Origin of the sequence: Duganella sp. sic0402 (genome assembly GCF_019219065.1) — a bacterium.
Classification (GTDB): domain Bacteria; phylum Pseudomonadota; class Gammaproteobacteria; order Burkholderiales; family Burkholderiaceae_D; genus Rugamonas.
This window is the reverse complement of record NZ_JAHUWK010000014.1, coordinates 74,232-92,075: the sequence shown is the minus strand read 5'-3', so window position 1 is coordinate 92,075 and position 17,844 is coordinate 74,232. Positions and strand designations below refer to the sequence as shown.

Sequence of the window (17,844 nt, the reverse complement as noted above, 5' to 3'; positions counted from 1 at the left end):
CCATGTTCTTATCGGATTTTAGTGTTAAGCGGCCCGTTGCGACGATCGTGCTGATCGTCGCGATGATGTGCCTGGGCTTGATGGCGCTGAGCAAATTGCGCGTCAACCAGAACCCGGATGTGGAAGTGCCGTTCATCGTGGTGGCGATTCCGTATCCGGGTGCCTCGCCGGAGACGGTCGAGCGCGAAATCGTCAATCGCCTGGAAAAATCGTTGAATTCGATTACCGGCGTGACCGAGATTAACAGTACTGCGTCGGAAGGCTCGGCCAGCATCTTCATCAAGTTCACCTTTACCAAGAACTTGATCGAGGCGTCGGACGAGATCCGCAACGCGATTGCGGCAGTGCGCTACAAGCTGCCTATCGAGATGCGCGAGCCCATCCTGCAGAGGATAGACCCGTCGGCGCAGCCGGTGATGCAGATGGCCTTGTCGTCCAGCTCGCAAAGCCATGCGGAAATTTCGCGCATGGCCGAGGACAAGCTGGCCGACCGCTTCCGCAGCATCGATGGCGTGGCCTCGGTCAACATCGACGGTTCGCTGCGGCGTGAGCTGAGCGTGCTGCTGAAAGCTGAGAAGCTGCGCGAGTACAACGTTTCCGTCAACGACGTGGTCAACGCGCTGCGCAACCAGAATACCAACGCGCCGGTCGGCAAGGTGCGCGGCGAGCTGGACGAGAAAAGTATCCGCCTGGTCGGCCGCATCGAGCGTCCGGAAGAGTTCCAGAAAGTGGTGGTCAAACGCAATGGCGACGACCTGGTACGCCTGGCGCAGGTGGCTACCATTGTCGACGGCTTTGCCGAAACCAATAGCTTGAGCGTGCGTTCCGGCAAACCCAACGTCGGTATCTCGGTGACCCGCTCGCGCGATGCATCGACCGTGACCGTGGCCAAGAAAATCAAGACCATGGCCGAGGAAATGCAGAAGGAAATGCCAGCCGGCACCAAGCTGGAAATCACCCAGGATGATGGCGAAAACGCCGAGTCCAGCCTGGACAATGTGATCCATGCGCTGGTGTTCGGCGCCGGCCTGACCATCTTCGTGGTGTACGCCTTCCTGAACTCGTGGCGCTCGACGCTGATTACCGCGCTGTCGCTGCCGACCTCGGTGCTGGCGGCCTTCATCGGCGTCTGGCTGTGCGGCTTTACGCTGAACTTCATGACGCTGCTCGGCCTGTCGCTGGCGATCGGCGTGCTGATCGACGACGCCATCGTGGTGCGGGAAAACATCGTACGCCATATGCAGCTGGGCGCCGACCGCCGCACCGCCGCGCTGAAGGGCACGGCCGAGATCGGCATGGCGGTGGCCGCCACCACCTTCTCGATCATGGCGGTGTTCATTCCGGTGGCCTTCATGCCGGGCATCACCGGCGAATGGTTCCGTCCGTTCGCGCTGACCGTGACCTGCTCGGTGGCGGTGTCGCTGATCATCTCCTTCACGCTGGACCCGATGCTGTCGGCCTTCTGGGGCGACCCGCCGGATCACCATGACGCACCGCGCCGTGGTATCGAGAAGTATTTCGCCAAATTCAATGTCTGGTTCGACCATCAGGCCGACCGCTATGGCCGGGTGATCGAATGGGCGCTGCATCACCGCCGTTCGATGGGCGTGATCGCGATGGCCACCTTTGTCGGCGCGATCTATCTGCAGGCACAGTTCGGCGGCGCCAGCTTCGTGCCGGCGTCGGACTGGGGCACGATTGCGATTGACGTGCGCACGCCGTCGTCGAGCTCGCTGGAATATTCGCGCCGCAAGCTGGAAAACGCGGCGGTGATTGCCCGTACGCTGAAGGAAACCAAGGATACCAATAGCTACGTCAACCTGAGCGGCGGCCGCATTTATGTGGACGTCGGCAAGAAGACCGAGCGTAATCGCGGCGTGGTGGACATCGCCAAGGAGTTGCGCCAGAAACTGGCCGGCCTGGTCGGCGCCGAGTATACGGTGCTGGATGACCTGAGCAACGGCGCCCGCAAGCCGGTGCAGATTGAGTTCACCGGTACCGATTCGCGCAAGCTGATGGAAATCACCAACGCCTTCATGGACCGCCTGCGCAAAGTGCCGGGCGCGGTGGACGTCGGCCTGTCGGAGATGGACCCGAAAGACGAGCTGCAAATCGTGCTGAACCGTGGCCTGGCCAATTCGATGGGCATTGCCGCCGGCGACGCGGCCAGCGCGCTGCGTGTGGCCTTCGCCGGTATCGAAGTGGGCGACTGGGTGGACCCGACCGGCGAGTCGCGCGACGTGGCGGTGCGCCTGGCGCCGGAAGACCGTACCAGCGCCGAGAACATCGAGCGCCTGCCGATTGCCGTAGCCGGCACCAACCAGATGGTGCCGCTGGATCAGATCGCCAGCGTGACCATGGGCAAAGGCCCATCGACCATCAAGCACAAGGATGGCAAGCGGGTGATTTCGGTCAGCGCCAACGTGGAGGGCCGTTCGCCGGGCGAAGTGACCTCCGACGCGATGAAGCTGGTGAAAGACATCGACTTCCCGCCGGGCTATGGTCTGGCGCTGGGCGGCGCCGGCAAGGACATGCAGGAAGTGTTTGGCGCCATGGGCATCGCCCTGGTGGCTGGCGTCGGCCTGATGTATCTGATCCTGGTGATGCAGTTCGGCTCGTTCACCGCGCCGATCGGCGTGATGCTGTCGCTGCCGCTGTCGCTGATCGGCGTGGTGCTGGGCCTGCTGGCCACCAACAGTACCATCAACCTGATGAGCTTGATTGGCGTCATCATGCTGATGGGCCTGGTGGCGAAGAACGCGATTCTGCTGCTGGACGCGGCGCGCAAGCGCCAGGAAGAGGGCTTCAGCCGCGAGGACTCGCTGATGTACGCCGGCCGCATGCGTCTGCGTCCTATCCTGATGACCACCTTCGCGCTGATCGCCGGCATGTTGCCGGTGGCGATAGGCCTGGGCGAGGGCGGCGAGTTCTACCGTCCGATGGCGATCGCCATTATCGGTGGCACGATCACTTCCACCTTGCTGACGCTGCTGATGGTGCCAACCTTCTACGACAGCATCGAAATCAGCAAGGACCGCATGGGCGCCAAGTTCAGCCGTCGCGCGGCACGCTGGCCGCTGGTGGTTGCCGGCGTGGTGACGCTGCTGGAGGCAGTGCTGACGCTGCTGCTGATACGCTTCCTGTTCCGCAGCTTCATGAAGGGCGTGTACAAGCTGACTGGCCGCAGTCCCAAGCCACAGCCTGAGCAGCCGGTCGAAGAAGAGCGGAAAATTGCTTAAAAATATATCTTCTTAGTTAAAAAAAGGGCCTGCGGGCCCTTTTTTAGTATTTCTGCTCTAAATGGATGTTTTATTTGTGTAGTAAGCTGCTAGCCTTCCCGTACCCTTTGGCTACGGGAACCATAAAACCATTCATAAAGCGAGACTCTATGCAGCCCAAATACCTCCCTCTGATCATTGCCGCCGCTCTGAGCGCCTTCTCCGTAGGCGCGCATGCGTCCGGCTACCGTTTCGGTTCGCAAAGCGTGGCCGGCCAAGGCACGGCGGACGCCAATGGCGCCGAAGCGATTGACGCGTCGACCATCTTCTACAATCCGGCCGGCCTGTCGCGCCTGGACGGCACCCAGCTCAGCGTCGGCGCCACCGTGGTTGTGCCGCACTCGACCTACACTGACACCGGCTCGACCCACTTCACCGGCGCGCCGACCGGCGGCACGCCTGCCAAGGACTATGCGCCGGACGCGGTGACCGCGCCGTCGATCTACGTCAGCAAAAAGCTGAACGACCAATGGGCGGTCGGCTTCGGCCTGTACGTGCCTTACGGCGCCAAGCTGGACTATGGTAACAACTGGAACGGCCGCTATGCGCTGTCCAACATCAAGCTGGAAGCGATCAACCTGAATCCTTCGGTATCGTGGAAGCTGAATGAACACCATGCCTTCGGCTTCGGCATCGATGCCGAATTCATGAAGGCCGAGCTGGGCCAGGCGGTGGACGTGCCGGGTTCGATTGCTGCGCTGTCGAGCGGCGCCGGCGCGGCACAGGGTGCGGCGCTGATCCGCCAGATCGCCGCACTGGGCGGCAATCCTGCACTGCTGCGTACCGCCGGCGATGCGCACGGTTCCAACGACGGCAAGGACTGGGGCTGGGGCTTCAACCTGGGCTATATGTTCACGCTGGATGAAAACACCCGCTTCGGCCTGGCCTATCGCTCGTCGATCTCGCACAAGCTGCGCGGCAGCACGGTGTGGGACTTCTCGCAAGTGACCAGCGACCCGATCGTCAACCAGGTGCTGGCAGCCGCTTCGCACAAGGTGAATTCGGCCGCGCTGGTGGCCTTGCGCACGCCGGAGACGCTGTCGGCCAACGTGTTCCACCAATTCAATTCGAAATGGGCGGGCATGGCGGACGTGACCTTCACCCGCAACAACCGCATGGGCAATCTGGACATCGAATTCCCAGGCACCACCGAAGGCGCCGAAGTGATACGCCAGCAGTGGAAAAACACGGTCCGCGTTTCGCTGGGCGGCAACTATGCCTACAGCGATAATCTGACCCTGCGCGGCGGCATCGCCTACGACGAATCGCCGGTGAAAAACGCCGAGCTGACCCACCCGGCGCTGCCAGATAGCGACCGCATGCAGTATTCGATCGGCGCCAACTGGAAACTGAGCCCGCGTTCGTCGATCGACCTGGCGTACAGCTTCCTGGACTTCAAAGACGCGCGCATCAACTACACCAACCAGTGCAACCCGCTGGCCACGACCTGCACCGGCAACGGCGAAACCACCCGTGGCGTCTACCAGACCCACCTGTCGCTGATCGGCCTGTCTTACAACTACAAGTTCTAATCCCCTCCGGGGGCAGTTCCCCGGATTTTAGTCGCTGTTGAAGACCGCCTGGTCGGTTTCGCCGAGTACACGGCTGGTGACGGCGCCGGCGGTGATGGAGCCGCTGACGTTGAGCGCGGTGCGGCCCATGTCGATCAGTGGTTCGATGGAGATCAGCAGGCCGGCCAGCGCGACTGGCAGGTTCATCGACGACAGCACGATCAGCGCGGCGAAGGTGGCGCCGCCGCCGACGCCAGCCACGCCCACCGAACCGATGGTGATGATGGCCAGCAGCGGTGCGATGAAGCTGATGGTGAACGGATCGATGCCCACCGTCGGCGCAATCATTACCGCCAGCATTGCCGGGTAGATGCCGGCGCAGCCGTTCTGGCCGATAGTGGCGCCAAACGAGGCGGCAAAGTTGGCGATGCCTTCCGAGGTGCCCAGGCGCTCCGTCTGCGTTTGCACGCTCATCGGAATCGCGCCCGCGCTGCTGCGCGAGGTGAAGGCGAAGGTCAGCACCGGCAGGATTTTCTTGGTCCAGCGCAGCGGATTCAGGCCCAGCCCGGTGACGATCAGCAGGTGTACCAGGAACATCAGGAATAGCGCGCTGTACGAGGCCAGTACGAAATCGATCAGGTGCAGGATGTCGGTGTAGCTGGAGCTCGACACGACCTGCGCCATCAGCGCGAACACGCCATACGGCGTCAGCCGCAGCACCAGCGTGACGATGCGCATCACGATCGCATGTGCGACCTGGATGAAGCGCTCAAAAGAAGCGAAGATGTCCGGCTTCTTGTCATGGATGCCGGTCGCGGCCACGCCAATAAATACCGAGAAGATCACCACCGCAATGGTGGAGGTCTTGCGGCCGCCCGTCATGTCGAGGAAGGGATTGGCCGGGATGAAGCTCAGCAGCATGCTCGGCAGCGAGATGGCTTGCGCCGATTCGACCTTGCCTTGCAGGTAGACGCCGCGCGCGATATCGGCTGCCGAAGCGGTCAGGCCGACCGCGCTCAGGCTGAAGACCTTGGACATCAGGATGCCGATGCCAGCTGCAATCAGCGTGGTCACCATCAGCGTTCCGATCGTTAGCGCACTGATTTTACCGAGCGAGTTGATACCTTTGAGCTTGAGGATGGCGGAGATGATCGACACCATAATCAGCGGCATCACGATCATCTGCAACAGCTTGACGTAGCCGGTGCCGACGATGTCCAGGTACTCGCCAGTGGTTTTGATCTCGGCCGCGCCAGCGCCATAGATCGCCTGCAACGCCGCGCCAAGCACCACGCCCAGCCCCATGCCGGTGAAGACACGCACCGAAAACGACGCATGTTTGCGTTGCTGCGCATACAGCAGCCCCAGCAGCGCCACCGCCACCAGCAGATTGAGGATCACGTTTATCGCCATTTGCTTGCCCTTGCTACTTATTTATTACCGATCGCGCATTTTATATGCGCTTATAGAAGAATTTCAGAATATTTCGCTATATAACTATGCGAAATTCATATATAGACTGTTGTAACTTTTTACCAATCGGTGAATTAATTCAACTACACGAAGTTGTAAGCGTACAATTTATGTATCACTTTTTGCAAAGGAGTACAGTGCATGTCGATCAAAAACATGAAGGTGGGTACCCGCTTGAGCCTGGGTTTTGGCCTGGTGCTGTTCTTGTTGCTGCTGGTCGCCATGCTTGGTGTATTCAATATGAGCACGATCCATGCCAAGCTGGAACGGATCGTCAACGAAAATGCGGTGAAGACCGAACTGGTCAATGAGATGTCGGAGTCGGTGCACATCGTGGCGCGCGTCTCGCGCTCGGTGGTGCTGCTGAACCAAGAGCCGGCCATCCGTGCGGAAATGGAAAAAGTCGCCAAGGCGCGTGCTTCCTACAACGCCGCGCTGGACCAGCTGGCGACCATGCCGGCCACCGCCAAGGGCATCGATATCCGCGCGCGCATCGTCGAATTGCAAAAGACCGCGCGCCCATTCAACGACCGGGTGTTTGAGCTGGCGCTGGCCAACCAGGACGCCGAAGCCACCGAGGTGCTGATGAAGCAGGCCGGTCCCGCCACCCAAGGCTGGCAGGATGCCATGGACGAGTACGCCGCGCTGCAGAAAAGCACCAATGAGGCCGACGCGGCCGACGCCACCAGCGCGTATCAGCGCGCGCGTGTGCTGATGCTGGTGCTGAGCGGTCTGGCGATTGCAGTGGGCGCGGCGGCGGCGATGATGATCGCACGCGGCCTGTTGCGCCAGCTGGGCGGCGAGCCGGACTACGCGGCCGAGATCGCCGGCCGCATCGCCGCCGGCGACCTGACGGTGGTGGTGTCCACCGACAGCAACGACAGCAAGAGCATGCTGCACGCGATGAAGATGATGCGCGACGCGCTGGCGCGGATTGTGGCCGAGGTGCGCACCGGCACCGAAACCATCGCCTCGGCGTCGACCCAGATCGCCAGCGGCAACCAGGACTTGTCGGCGCGCACCGAGCAACAGGCCAGCTCGCTGGAGGAAACCGCGTCGTCGATGGAGGAACTGACCAGCGCCGTGCGCGCCAATAACGACAACGCGCGCCAGGCCAACCAGCTGGCGCAGTCGGCGTCGGCAGTGGCGCAGCAGGGCGGTTCGGTGGTGGCGCAGGTGGTCGACACCATGAGCGCGATCAACGATTCGTCGCGCAAGATTGTCGATATTATTTCGGTGATCGACGGGATTGCGTTCCAGACCAACATCCTGGCGCTGAACGCCGCCGTGGAAGCGGCGCGCGCCGGTGAGCAGGGTCGCGGCTTTGCGGTGGTGGCGTCCGAGGTGCGCACGCTGGCGCAGCGCTCGGCCACTGCCGCCAAGGAAATCAAGGAGCTGATCGGCGCGTCGGTCGAAAAGGTCGAGATCGGCAGCAAGCTGGTCGAGCAGGCCGGCCAGACCATGGGTGAAGTGGTGGCCAGCGTGCAGCGCGTGACCGCCATCATGGCCGATATCTCGACCGCCGGCGATGAGCAAAGCGCCGGCATCGAGCAGATCAACCAGGCGGTCAGTGAAATGGATACGGTGACGCAGCAGAACGCCGCGCTGGTGGAGGAAGCTGCCGCCGCTGCGGAGGCGATGCAGAATCAGGCGGCCAATCTGGAGCGGGTGGTCAGCGTGTTCCAGCTGGATGGCGTGCAGCGGATGAGTGGCGCTGCGGCGCCGGTGCGTAGCGCTGCGCCGGCCGCACGCAAGACGCCGCTGGCCAAGCCGGTCCGGCCCGCGCTGGCGCGTCCGGCTGCGCCAGCACCTGCTGCCAAGCCGCAACGGCCCGCCTCGGCCACCTCATCCGGCGGTGACGGCGAGTGGGAAGAGTTCTAATCCTGGCGGCTCAGCCAGATGTCGAAGCTGGTCGCGCCGTTGCCGGTGGCGGCCAGCTGATAGCGGAAGCCGTGACGGTTCAGGACTTCGCGCACGAATAGCAGGCCGATGCCCTGGCCGCCTTTTTTGGTGGTGAAGAAGGGCGTGAACAGCTGGCGCGCCGGCACGTCGCCCAGCAGGTTGCCGCTGTCGATCACGGACAGCCGCACGCCTTGCGCCTCGCGCGCCAGCACAAAGTCGATGCGCCTGTCTGCGCCGGCGCCGGTTTCGGCCGCCTCCATCGCGTTTTTCACTACATTCAGCAGCGCCTGCTCCATCAGTTGCCGGTCCATGGCGATGGCGGGCGCCTGGTCGCAGCGCTGCCACGCAATCGTGATACCGCGGCTGCGGCATTGTTCGCGGTACAGGTAGAGGATGTCGTCCATCATGTCGCGTACGGCCACCGGACGCAGTTCCGGCGCAGGCATCTTGACCACGCGGGTGAAGCGCTCGATGAACTCGCCCAGGCTGGCGTTGCGGCGCTGCACGGCCAGGATGGCGGTGCTGAAGTCTTCGCTGTCGCGCTCGGCCAATTGGCCGCGATAGTAGAGCAGCGAATCCAGCACCGAGCCGGTGGCGGCGACGGTGTTGTTGACCTCGTGCGCCAGTACGCGTATCAGTTTTTCGTAGGTGGTGCGTTCCGAACTTTCCAGTTCTTCAGTCAGTTCTTCGACCAGCAGGAAGTGGCGGGCGAAGCCGCGATCGTAGAACTGGCCGCGCTGGCCCCGGTAGCGGCGGCCGTCGGCGTCGGTCAGCAGTTGTGATTCGCCCAGCGGCAGCGCGTCCAGCTGCGCCAGCAGGCCGCCCGGTTCGCGCAGGCATGCGTTCAGCGGCAGGCCTTTGGCGTTGCCCAGGCCGCGCAGCGCCTGCGCGCTGGCGTTCAGCAGGCTGATGCGGCCGTCGAAGTCGAACACGATGACGGCGCTGGGCGTGGCTTCGAGCAGGCGGTCGAGGAAGCCTTGTTGTTCGCCGATCTGCAGCCGCTCCTGGTAGAGCGCGCTCAGCATGGTGTTGAACAGCTGCACCAGCTCGTTCAGTTCGGCGTCGCTGCTGTGTTGCAGGCGGGCGGCGTAGTGCTGGTCTTGCAGCAGGTCGTGGAAGTGGCGCGTGTAGCCCAGCGGTTCCAGCGCGCGGCGGATCAGGTACACGCCCAGCGCCAGGCTGAACAGCACGGCCGCTTCCAGGCCCAGCATCAGCAAGGGCTGGCTGCGGAACAGCAGCACGGTGATCGCCAGGAACAGCAGGTGCGATGCGATCAGATAGGCGTACAGCCGCCGCCGCAGGCTCATCGCCCGCTGCCCATACGCGTGATGCTGGCGGCGTGGGCGAGATTGCCGTCGTCGGTGGATTCAGGGGCACTGCCGAGGCCGTGCCGTTCCAGGCGGCGGTACAGCGCGGTGCGGCTCAGGCCAAGCGCCTTGGCCACGCGCGAGATATTGCCCTGATGCTGTTCCAGCGCGTGCGCGATCATATGCCGCTCGACCTGCTCCAGCGTCATGCCATCGACGCCGCGCAGGCCGCCAGCGGCGCTGCTGCCGCCATGCTCGTGCTGTTCGACCGCGACAAAATCGGCTTGGCGCAATTCGCTATGGCCAACCAGCAGGAGTGTGCGTTCCAGTGTCTGCTTCAACTGGCGGATATTGCCCGGCCACGGCTGTGCGCTGAGCCATTCCAGCGCCTGCGGCGCGATGGTTGGCGACGGCAATCCATAGCTGGCCGCCACTTCGGCCAGGATGTGCCGCGCCAGCAGCGGAATGTCGCTGCGCCGCTCGCGCAATGGCGGCAGGCGGATGGTGATCAGGTTCAGCCGGTAGAACAGGTCCTCGCGGAACTCGCCGCCAGCCACCAGTTCCGCCAGTTCGCGGTTGGTGGCCGATACCACGCGCACATCGGCGCGTTCGGTACGGCTGGCGCCGACCGGCTGGTAGGTCTGGTCTTGCAGCACGCGCAGCAGCTTGACCTGGTCGGAGCGATTCAGTTCGCCGATCTCGTCCAGGAACAGCGTGCCCTCGTGCGCGCTGGCGACATGGCCCTTGCGATCGGCCTTGGCGTCGGTAAAGGCGCCGCGCACATGGCCGAACATCTCGCTTTCAAACAGCGATGGCGTGATCGCGCCCATATTGATCTTGACGATGGCTTTGCCTGCGCGCGGGCTGTTGCGGTGGAGGGCGTCGGCGATCAGCTCCTTGCCGCAGCCGCTTTCGCCGAGGATCAGCACCGGCGCGCGCGTGTTGGCCACCTGGCCGATGGTGGTCAGCACTTTCAGCAGGCGCGGATGCTCGCCGATGATGCCGCTGAAATCGAATTGCGCATCCAGCGCCTGGCGCGATGCGCTGCCGGCCGGCGCCGGCGTGGCCGCCTCCAGCGTGCTGCGTATCAGTTCGGCCAGCTGGGTGTTGTCCCAAGGCTTGGTGAAGAAGTTGGCCGCGCCGGCCTGCATGCCGCGCACCGCCAGCGCGATCGAGCCCCAGGCCGTCATCAGCAGCACCGGCAGCGCTGGCTGCGCGGCACGGATATCGGCCAGCAGCTGCAAGCCTTCCTCGCCGCTGGTTTGCAGCGAGAAGTTCATATCCTGCAGCACCAGGTCGACTGGCTGCGCGGTGGCGCCGTGCAGCACCGCCAGCGCCTGTTGCGGGCCGTCGGCGCACAGCGCGTCATAGCCCGCCTGCTTCAGCAGCAGGGCCAGCGACACCTGTACCGCGCTGTCGTCGTCGATAATTAAAATGCGTTGCTTGCGTGTGGATTCCATCATTTATTCATAGTGCAGCGCTTGCGTCGGGCTCAGGCGCGCCGCATGCCAGCCGGGGTAGAGCGAACAGAGCAAGGATAACAGATAGATCACGCTGGCCGAAAGCGCGGCCGCGCCGAAAAACACCGGCCAGTTCAGACTGTCGCCCAGTACGCCGGTCAGCGGCAGTTGCACCAGCAGCACCAGTGCGACCAGGATGGCGCCAGTGCTGAGCAAGAACTGTTCGGAGATGATCTGGCGGTAGATGTCGCCCGCATCCGCGCCCAGCGCGCGGCGCAGGCCGATTTCCGGAATGCGCTGGGTGGTGTTCTGCCACAGCACGCCGAACAGGCCGAACGCCACCATCACCAGCAGGAAGCAGGCGATCACCGACAAGATCATCAACGGTATGGTCTGCATCTTCAGCATCGACGCGCGCGCTTCGGTCTGTGGCGTAATCACGTAGTTCCAGTCGCTGCGGATCTGCTTCAGGCGAGCGTTCAGCTTGGCTTCAAAGACGCGCGGCGTGCCCGGTTTCAGCTTCAGCATGATGGTGTGCGCGGCTTCCTTGCCGACGCCGGGTATCCAGCGCGGCAGCATGAAGTAGACCGGGTCCATGAATTCGCCATGCGAGCGGAATTGCTCCACCACGCCGACCACGCGATAGCGCTGGCCTTCGCGCTTGCTGCGCAGCTGCTCGGTGAATAGCTGGCCGACCGGATTTTTACCGGCGAACCATTTGTCGGCCAGGCGGCGGTTGATCACCACCGGTGCGGCGTCGGCGTTGTCGTCCATGCGCGAGAAGAAGCGGCCTTGCTGAATCTTCATCTCCATGGTGGCAAAGTAATCGTCGCTGACGCCCATGCCGTCCACATGCAGCTTGAGGCTGCCGTCAGGCAGGCCGTAGTCGCCGGTCCAGCGCGACAGCTCGTAGGTACCGAAGGAGCTGAAGGCGACCGATTCGACTTCCGGCAGCGCTTGCAGGCCGCGCTTCAGATTGTCGAAGACGGCGGGATCATTGGGAATGTCCTTGGCGGCGCGGATATTCACCGACCATTGGTTTTGCCAGCTATGGCCGGTGGGCAGCTGGTACAGCTGCCAGTAGCGCAGGCCGAACGCGATGATGGCGTACACCACCAGGAAAGCCAGCATGATTTCCAGGCTCAGCATCATGTTGCGGGACTTGCGTTTCCAGATCAGTTTCAACAGATGGCGCAACATCAGGCATTTCCTTTCAAAGCGTGGACGGGCGCAAGCCGCGACATCTTCCAGGCCGGAATGACGCCCGACAGGATGCCGAACACCAGCGTAATCAGCAGGCCATAGCCGAACACGGCCAGGTCGAGGCTCACTTTCAGATAGGGAATCAGGCCGGAACCTTCCAGCCACCACAGCACGGCGGCCGCGCCGGCCAGGCCGATGGCGCCGCCGATCAGGCACAGCAGCACATTTTCCAGCACCAGTTGCGCGACCAGCTGGCGGCTGGTGGCGCCGAAAGCTTTGCGCACGCCGATCTCGCTGCTGCGCTCCATGATGCGGCCGACGTTCAGGTTGATCAGGTTCAGCGCGGGCAGGGCCATGAACAGCAGCATCAGCACCACGATGATGGTCAGCAGCGTGCCGGCGTCGCCGTCTTCAGCCTCACTGCTCAGCAGCGTGCGCGAGAACAGCGCCAGCTTGGAGTCGCCCCAGAAGTGGAATTCATTGAAGACGGTCGGGTCCTCATATTGCACCGACTTGGCCGCCGCTATGATCTCTTGCTTCAAGGCCGGCAAGTCGTCCGCGCTGCGCGCCAGGATGATGGCGCCAAAGCCGCCGAAGATATTGTTCTTGTAATCGCTTGACGGCTGCGCGCTGATCGGCGTCCAGATATCGGCGTAGGCGTTGACGTGCATCTCATCCTGCACCACGCCGATGACGGTGAAGGTCTGGCCGTTGGCGCTGAACTTCTGGCCCAGGTAGGGCAGGCCGGGGAACAGCTTGCGCGCGGTGGTTTCATTCAGCACTGCCACCATGCGGCCTTGCGCTACGTCGTCGGCGTTGATGACGCGACCGGAAACCACGTTGAAATCGAGGATCTTCCAGTACTCCGCATCGGTCAGCCGCATCATCTGGTCGCTGACGCGGCCTTCCTGATACACCGACACCGATTGCGGCAGGCCGGTGGTCGACACCAGCTCGGCGTTTTTCAGTGGCTTCAGGTATTGCTCGATCAGCTTGTAGCCGAGCGTGCCACGGCGCTGGGTCGTCTTTTCAGCATTGGTGGATTGCACCATCACCATCTGCACGAAGCGCTCGCTCTTGCCCTCAACGCCAGCCGGATAGAAGGTGTTTTGCAGCAGTGCGGTGATCACCATCAGCACCACCAGCGTCAGCACGATGCACAGCAGGTTGATGGCGGTGAACAGTTTGCGGCGCATGAAGACCTTGCATGCGGTCAGCAGGTAATTGCGTAACATGCGGGCTCCTTAAGCGACCAGCTGGCCGTCGAACACGCGCACGATGCGGGTGGCCTGTTGCGCCTCCTGCTCGTTGTGGGTGACCATGACAATGGTCGTGCCTTCGCTGTGTAGCTTGAGCAGGATTTCCATCACCTCCTGGCCCATTTTGCTGTCCAGGTTGCCGGTGGGTTCGTCGGCCAGCAGCACTTGCGGCTGGCCGACGATGGCGCGGGCGATGGCGACGCGCTGCTGCTGGCCGCCGGACAGCTGGTTCGGATAGTGGTCCATGCGCGCACCCAGGCCGACTTTTTCCAGCGCCTCGCGCGCCAGCCGCTGGCGCTTCTTGGCCGACATCGCGCGATACAGCAGCGGCAGCTCGACATTGTCGATCACGCGCAGGTCGTTAATCAGGTGGAAGCTTTGGAAGATGAAGCCGAAGGTGCTGTTGCGCAGCTTGGCCACGTATTTATCCTTGTACGATGCGACCGGCGTGCCGGCGACAGCGATCGAACCGCTGCCGGGTTCATCGAGCAGGCCGATCAGGTTCAGCAGCGTGCTCTTGCCGCAGCCGCTGGGCCCCATGATACTGACGAATTCCGACTTGGCGACATGCAGGTCGATATCCTTCAGCGCCAGGGTTTCCACCTTGTCGGTCTGGTAGGTTTTGCTGACTTTGTTCAGGCGTATCAAAGTATTCTCCTTTATTGGGCCACGCGGACGCTATCGCGGTCCTTGTAGCGGCTGGTGTCTGAAATGATGAGTTGATCGCCGGCGCGCGCGCCGGAGAGGATTTCGACCGATTTGCCATCGCTGGCGCCGATGTTGATGGTGGTCTTGCGGGCCAGGCCATCGCGTACCACGAAAATGTCTTGCGGGCCGCGGCCGTTGAAGGCCGGGCCGGCGTCCGCCAGCAGCGTATTCTGCTTCTGCTCGGTGATCACGTTGACTTCGACGCGCAGCTTGTTGCGCAGCATATTGTGGTGCGGCTCCTGCAAGGAGACCAGCAGCTTGACGGTGCCGTTCTGGATCTCCGGCAGCACGGTCTGCACCTCGCCACGCAGTTTGATATTGCCTTGCTCCACCAGTACCTGCTGGCCGGCGCTCAAGGCGCGCGCATGGAAGTCGGACAGCGAGGCTTCCACCTTGTAGTTGTTTAGCTCTGAGACTTTGGCGACCAGCTGGCCGGTGCTGACGCTGGCGCCTTCATCGGCCAGCAGCCAGGTCAGCATGCCGGAGAATGGTGCGCGCACCTGCATCTGCGCCAGCAACTGCTGCTGCTCCTGCAATTGCTTTTGCAGGATGCTCTTTTGCAGCCGCGCGCCTTCGATATTGCTGCTGGTGACGCGCTTGTTGTCTTCCTGCTGCTCGTGGTGCTGGCGCAGCTGGATTTCGGCGCGCTTGACGTTGAGCTCGGCCGTCAGCAAATCCTCGGCCGACACGCCGCCGGCCTTGCGCAAGGTCTGATAGCGGCCCAGCTTGACGCGGGCGGCTTCCAGGTCCAGTTGCAGCAGCTCGATGGCGCTGGCCAGCTGCTTGCGCTTCTGGTCCAGTTCCAGCGTTAGCGCGAGAATGCGGTTCTCCTGCTGCGCCAGCTGCTCCTTGAGGGAGTCGCTGGCCAGCAGGATGCTGCGGTTGTCCAGCTCCAGCAGCAGCTCGTTGGCCTGCACCTGCTGGCCCAGCTTGGCGTGCACCTTGGACACGCGGGTCTGGATCGGGCTGGAAACCAGCTCCTCATGCACCGGAATGACGATGCCCGACGCATTGATGCTGTTGGCGATGTTGCCGACGCGGACCGTGGCGAGATTGATGCTGCCGGCGTCCACGCTGGGGCCGACGGCGCGGTTGAGGCCCCAGGCGGCGAGGCTGATGGTGGCCAGCAGGCCAGCGACCGCCAGCACGGTGTTGCGCTTGCGTCGGCGAATGAGGTGAGGGCTGATATCGGTATCCATGTCCTCCTTATTGCAATCCCCGTGCCACCTCAGTAAATCCTTGTAAATCAATGGCTTATGTGCTACGTGCGGCGATTGCGGTTGCCCGTCTCCGCGCAGCATCGTCCGGAAACGGACAGCGCCCTGCGCTGTGGAAAATTTCCAACCACTTGGGTTAAGGCAATGTGATAGGGTGGCTGACTACGTGCGGAGGAGACATGCATATCAAGATGATTGCTGCGTTGCTGGCATTGCCTGCGCTGGCCCACGCGGCAGAGGAGCCGGACCAGATCGTCACCGATCGCCCGGACTTCGTCGAGTCGAGCAATGTGGTTGGCAAGGGACGTTTCCAGATCGAGACCAGCTTCGCGCTGGACCGCAACAAGGCTGACGGGGTCAGGGAACGAAGTTATTCCACGCCGACGCTGCTGCGCTTTGGCATCAGCGACACGCTGGAGGCGCGCATCGAAACCGATGGGCGCATGCGCAGCGTGGTTGATGACCCGATCGCCGGACGGCAGACCGTCAACGGCTATGCCGACCTTGCGCTGGGCATCAAATGGCATGTGGCGGACGCGCAAGGCGCCCGTCCCTCGATGGGCGTGCTGGCCCATGTCGACCTCGACAGCGGCTCCAGCGCTTTCCGCGCCGCCGGCAAAGGCGGCTCGCTGCGCCTGGCGGCGGAATGGGAGTTGAGCGACGAGCTGGCGCTGGGCGTCATGCCCGGCATCGCCTGGCAGCGCGACGACAATGGCGGGCGCTACACCAGCGGCATCTTCGGCATCGTGCTGGGCAAGGAGTGGAATGAGCGCTTCCGTACCTTCATCGAATACTCTGCGCCGGCGATTGCGCGCGGCCGGCATGGCGGCTCGGTCACCACCTTCGACATCGGCGCCGCCTATTTGCTGACCGACACCGTGCAGATCGATACCGCATTGTCGCGCGGGCTGAACCGCAACACGCCGGACTGGAGCTGGACCGCAGGCTTATCCATCAAATTCTAAGCAGGAGGCTTCATGCGACTGACCATCAAGCAGCGCCTGTTGTTGATCAACCTGACCACGCTGGTGTTTGTGGCGCTGATCGGGGTGGTCGGATATTACGCCGTCTACGTGCTGGACCAATCGATGGACGGCATCAGCGCCAATAGCTCTGCCATGAAAGACCAGCTGCAAGCCGACCAGGCCCACGACGCCCTGCGTGCCGACGTGCTGGCCGCGCGCCTGGCGGCGGGCGGAAGTAACCCGGCCGAAGTGAAGGAAGTGCGTGAGGATACCGCCGAGCACATCGCGCTGTTTCGCAAGCTGATCAAGGAAATGGACGCCGCCAGCACCAGTGCCGACGTACGGCGGGCGATGGACCAGGTGCGGCCTGATGTTGACCGCTACCTGAAGAGCGCGGAAGAGATGGTCGAGCTGTCGCTGACCAATCCGGCGGCGGCGCAGGCGAAGTTCCCGGCGTTTATGGACAGCTTCCGCGTGCTGGAGAAAAGCATGGCGGCGCTGAGCGAGCTGATCGAAAAAGATTCCGAGCATACGCGCGATGTGGGCGACGCGGCGGTGAGCCAGTCGCGCATCCAGATCATCGGCTTCGGCCTGCTGGCGGTGCTGGTGTCGCTGGTGGTGGGGCAGATGATTTCGCGCTCCATCCTGCTGCCGCTGGATGACGCAGTGGGCTTCGCCTCGCGCGTGGCGCAGGGGGATCTGTCGTCGCGGGTGACGCTGGCCGAGGACGACCGGACCGAAACCGGGCAGCTCAAGCGCGCCTTGCGCGACATGAATGGCAGCCTGCACGGCATTGTCAGCCGGGTGCGCGGCGGCACGGATGCGATTGCGCTGGCCTCCGGCGAAATCGCGGTGGGGAATATGGACTTGTCGGCGCGCACCGAGTCGCAGGCCAGTTCGCTGGAAGAGACGGCATCGTCGATGGAGCAAATGACGTCGGCGGTGCGGCAGAACTCCAGCAACGCCGACCAGGCCAACCGGCTCGCCTCGTCGGCGGCGGAGGTGGCCACGCGTGGCGGCGAGGTGATGGCGCAGGTGGTGGACACGATGGGCGGCATCACCGCGTCGTCGCAGAAAATTGTCGACATCATCGCGGTCATCGAAGGCATCGCCTTCCAGACCAATATCCTGGCCTTGAACGCGGCGGTGGAGGCTGCACGCGCCGGCGAGCAGGGACGCGGCTTCGCGGTGGTCGCGTCGGAAGTGCGCGGCCTGGCGCACCGTTCGGACGCGGCGGCCAAAGAAGTGCGGCAATTGATCGAAGCATCGGCGGTGCAGGTCGGCGAAGGCAGCGCGCTGGTGGCGCAGGCGGGCGGCACGATGGAAGAAATCGTCGGCAGCATCCAGCGCGTGACCGCCATCGTGGCCGAAATCGCCTCCGCCAGCCGCGAGCAGGAAGTCGGCATCGACCAAGTCAACCAAGCCATCGGCGCCATCGACAGCGCCACCCAGCAAAATGCGGCGCTGGTCGAACAGGCCGCCGCTGCCGCTGCCGCCCTGCAAGAACAAGCCGCCGGCCTGGCCGAAGCCGTCAAAGTCTTCCGCCTCTAAACCCAATCCC

At 63.2% G+C, this 17,844-nt stretch carries 12 protein-coding genes; 5 read left to right on the top strand and 7 right to left on the bottom strand.

Annotated features, from left to right (window positions below; all coding sequences use genetic code 11):
• The first annotated feature begins 2 nt into the window (after positions 1-2).
• Both KW842_RS24905 and KW842_RS24900 read left to right on the top strand, forming a co-directional pair.
• Complete coding sequence (locus KW842_RS24905; RefSeq protein WP_218306808.1) at positions 3-3,239, top strand: efflux RND transporter permease subunit; 3,237 nt, start codon at positions 3-5, stop codon at positions 3,237-3,239.
• A 149-nt stretch (positions 3,240-3,388) separates the two neighbouring features.
• The gene (locus KW842_RS24900; RefSeq protein WP_218306807.1) at positions 3,389-4,810 is read left to right on the top strand and encodes an OmpP1/FadL family transporter; all 1,422 of its coding nucleotides are present in this window, start codon (positions 3,389-3,391) and stop codon (positions 4,808-4,810) included.
• Positions 4,811-4,837: 27 nt separating this feature from the next.
• Here the strand turns inward: KW842_RS24900 and KW842_RS24895 are convergent, their stop codons facing one another.
• On the bottom strand, positions 4,838-6,202 hold the full coding sequence (locus KW842_RS24895) for an L-cystine transporter (protein WP_218306806.1): 1,365 nt from the start codon (positions 6,200-6,202) through the stop codon (positions 4,838-4,840).
• 201 nt (positions 6,203-6,403) lie between these two features.
• On the opposite strand from KW842_RS24895, the gene KW842_RS24890 reads away from it, so the two are divergent.
• Positions 6,404-8,143 carry a methyl-accepting chemotaxis protein gene (locus KW842_RS24890; protein ID WP_229223892.1) on the top strand — a complete coding sequence of 580 codons (1,740 nt, stop codon included), beginning with the start codon at positions 6,404-6,406 and terminating at the stop codon, positions 8,141-8,143.
• Here the strand turns inward: KW842_RS24890 and KW842_RS24885 are convergent.
• Genes KW842_RS24885 through KW842_RS24860 form a run of 6 tightly spaced genes read right to left on the bottom strand, consistent with a single transcriptional unit; the run spans position 8,140 to position 15,300 of the window.
• Positions 8,140-9,471 carry a PAS domain-containing sensor histidine kinase gene (locus KW842_RS24885; RefSeq protein ID WP_218306805.1) on the bottom strand — a complete coding sequence of 444 codons (1,332 nt, stop codon included), beginning with the start codon at positions 9,469-9,471 and terminating at the stop codon, positions 8,140-8,142. The two genes, KW842_RS24890 and KW842_RS24885, sit on opposite strands and share 4 nt — an antisense overlap.
• Positions 9,468-10,934 carry a sigma-54 dependent transcriptional regulator gene (locus tag KW842_RS24880; RefSeq protein WP_229223891.1) on the bottom strand — a complete coding sequence of 489 codons (1,467 nt, stop codon included), beginning with the start codon at positions 10,932-10,934 and terminating at the stop codon, positions 9,468-9,470. Before KW842_RS24880 ends, KW842_RS24885 begins: the two co-directional genes overlap by 4 nt.
• Complete coding sequence (locus KW842_RS24875; RefSeq protein ID WP_218306804.1) at positions 10,935-12,131, bottom strand: ABC transporter permease; 1,197 nt, start codon at positions 12,129-12,131, stop codon at positions 10,935-10,937.
• On the bottom strand, positions 12,131-13,369 hold the full coding sequence (locus tag KW842_RS24870; protein ID WP_218306803.1) for an ABC transporter permease: 1,239 nt from the start codon (positions 13,367-13,369) through the stop codon (positions 12,131-12,133). Before KW842_RS24870 ends, KW842_RS24875 begins: the two co-directional genes overlap by 1 nt.
• 9 nt (positions 13,370-13,378) lie before the next feature.
• Entirely contained in the window at positions 13,379-14,041 is a 663-nt protein-coding gene (locus KW842_RS24865; protein ID WP_218306802.1) for an ABC transporter ATP-binding protein, read from the bottom strand.
• Positions 14,042-14,052: 11 nt separating this feature from the next.
• Positions 14,053-15,300, bottom strand: a complete 1,248-nt coding sequence (locus KW842_RS24860; protein ID WP_218306801.1) for an efflux RND transporter periplasmic adaptor subunit — start codon at positions 15,298-15,300, stop codon at positions 14,053-14,055.
• 197 nt (positions 15,301-15,497) lie between these two features.
• On the opposite strand from KW842_RS24860, the gene KW842_RS24855 reads away from it, so the two are divergent.
• Positions 15,498-16,283 (top strand): transporter, encoded by a 786-nt coding sequence (locus KW842_RS24855; RefSeq protein WP_229223890.1) that lies wholly within the window; start codon positions 15,498-15,500, stop codon positions 16,281-16,283.
• Between the two features lie 12 nt (positions 16,284-16,295).
• Positions 16,296-17,834, top strand: a complete 1,539-nt coding sequence (locus tag KW842_RS27635) for a methyl-accepting chemotaxis protein (RefSeq protein WP_218306800.1) — start codon at positions 16,296-16,298, stop codon at positions 17,832-17,834.
• Positions 17,835-17,844: the final 10 nt, after the last annotated feature.

Excerpts from the sequence above, each read along its gene's own strand:
- KW842_RS24870 (WP_218306803.1), bottom strand. The coding sequence starts at position 13,369 with ATGTTACGCAATTACCTGCTGACCGCATGCAAGGTCTTCATGCGCCGC.
- KW842_RS24885 (WP_218306805.1), bottom strand. The coding sequence starts at position 9,471 with ATGAGCCTGCGGCGGCGGCTGTACGCCTATCTGATCGCATCGCACCTG.
- KW842_RS24900 (WP_218306807.1), top strand. The coding sequence starts at position 3,389 with ATGCAGCCCAAATACCTCCCTCTGATCATTGCCGCCGCTCTGAGCGCC.
- KW842_RS24860 (WP_218306801.1), bottom strand. The coding sequence starts at position 15,300 with ATGGATACCGATATCAGCCCTCACCTCATTCGCCGACGCAAGCGCAAC.
- KW842_RS24855 (WP_229223890.1), top strand. The coding sequence starts at position 15,498 with ATGCATATCAAGATGATTGCTGCGTTGCTGGCATTGCCTGCGCTGGCC.
- KW842_RS24875 (WP_218306804.1), bottom strand. The coding sequence starts at position 12,131 with ATGTTGCGCCATCTGTTGAAACTGATCTGGAAACGCAAGTCCCGCAAC.
- KW842_RS24905 (WP_218306808.1), top strand. The coding sequence starts at position 3 with ATGTTCTTATCGGATTTTAGTGTTAAGCGGCCCGTTGCGACGATCGTG.
- KW842_RS24880 (WP_229223891.1), bottom strand. The coding sequence starts at position 10,934 with ATGATGGAATCCACACGCAAGCAACGCATTTTAATTATCGACGACGAC.
- KW842_RS24895 (WP_218306806.1), bottom strand. The coding sequence starts at position 6,202 with ATGGCGATAAACGTGATCCTCAATCTGCTGGTGGCGGTGGCGCTGCTG.
- KW842_RS24890 (WP_229223892.1), top strand. The coding sequence starts at position 6,404 with ATGTCGATCAAAAACATGAAGGTGGGTACCCGCTTGAGCCTGGGTTTT.
- KW842_RS27635 (WP_218306800.1), top strand. The coding sequence starts at position 16,296 with ATGCGACTGACCATCAAGCAGCGCCTGTTGTTGATCAACCTGACCACG.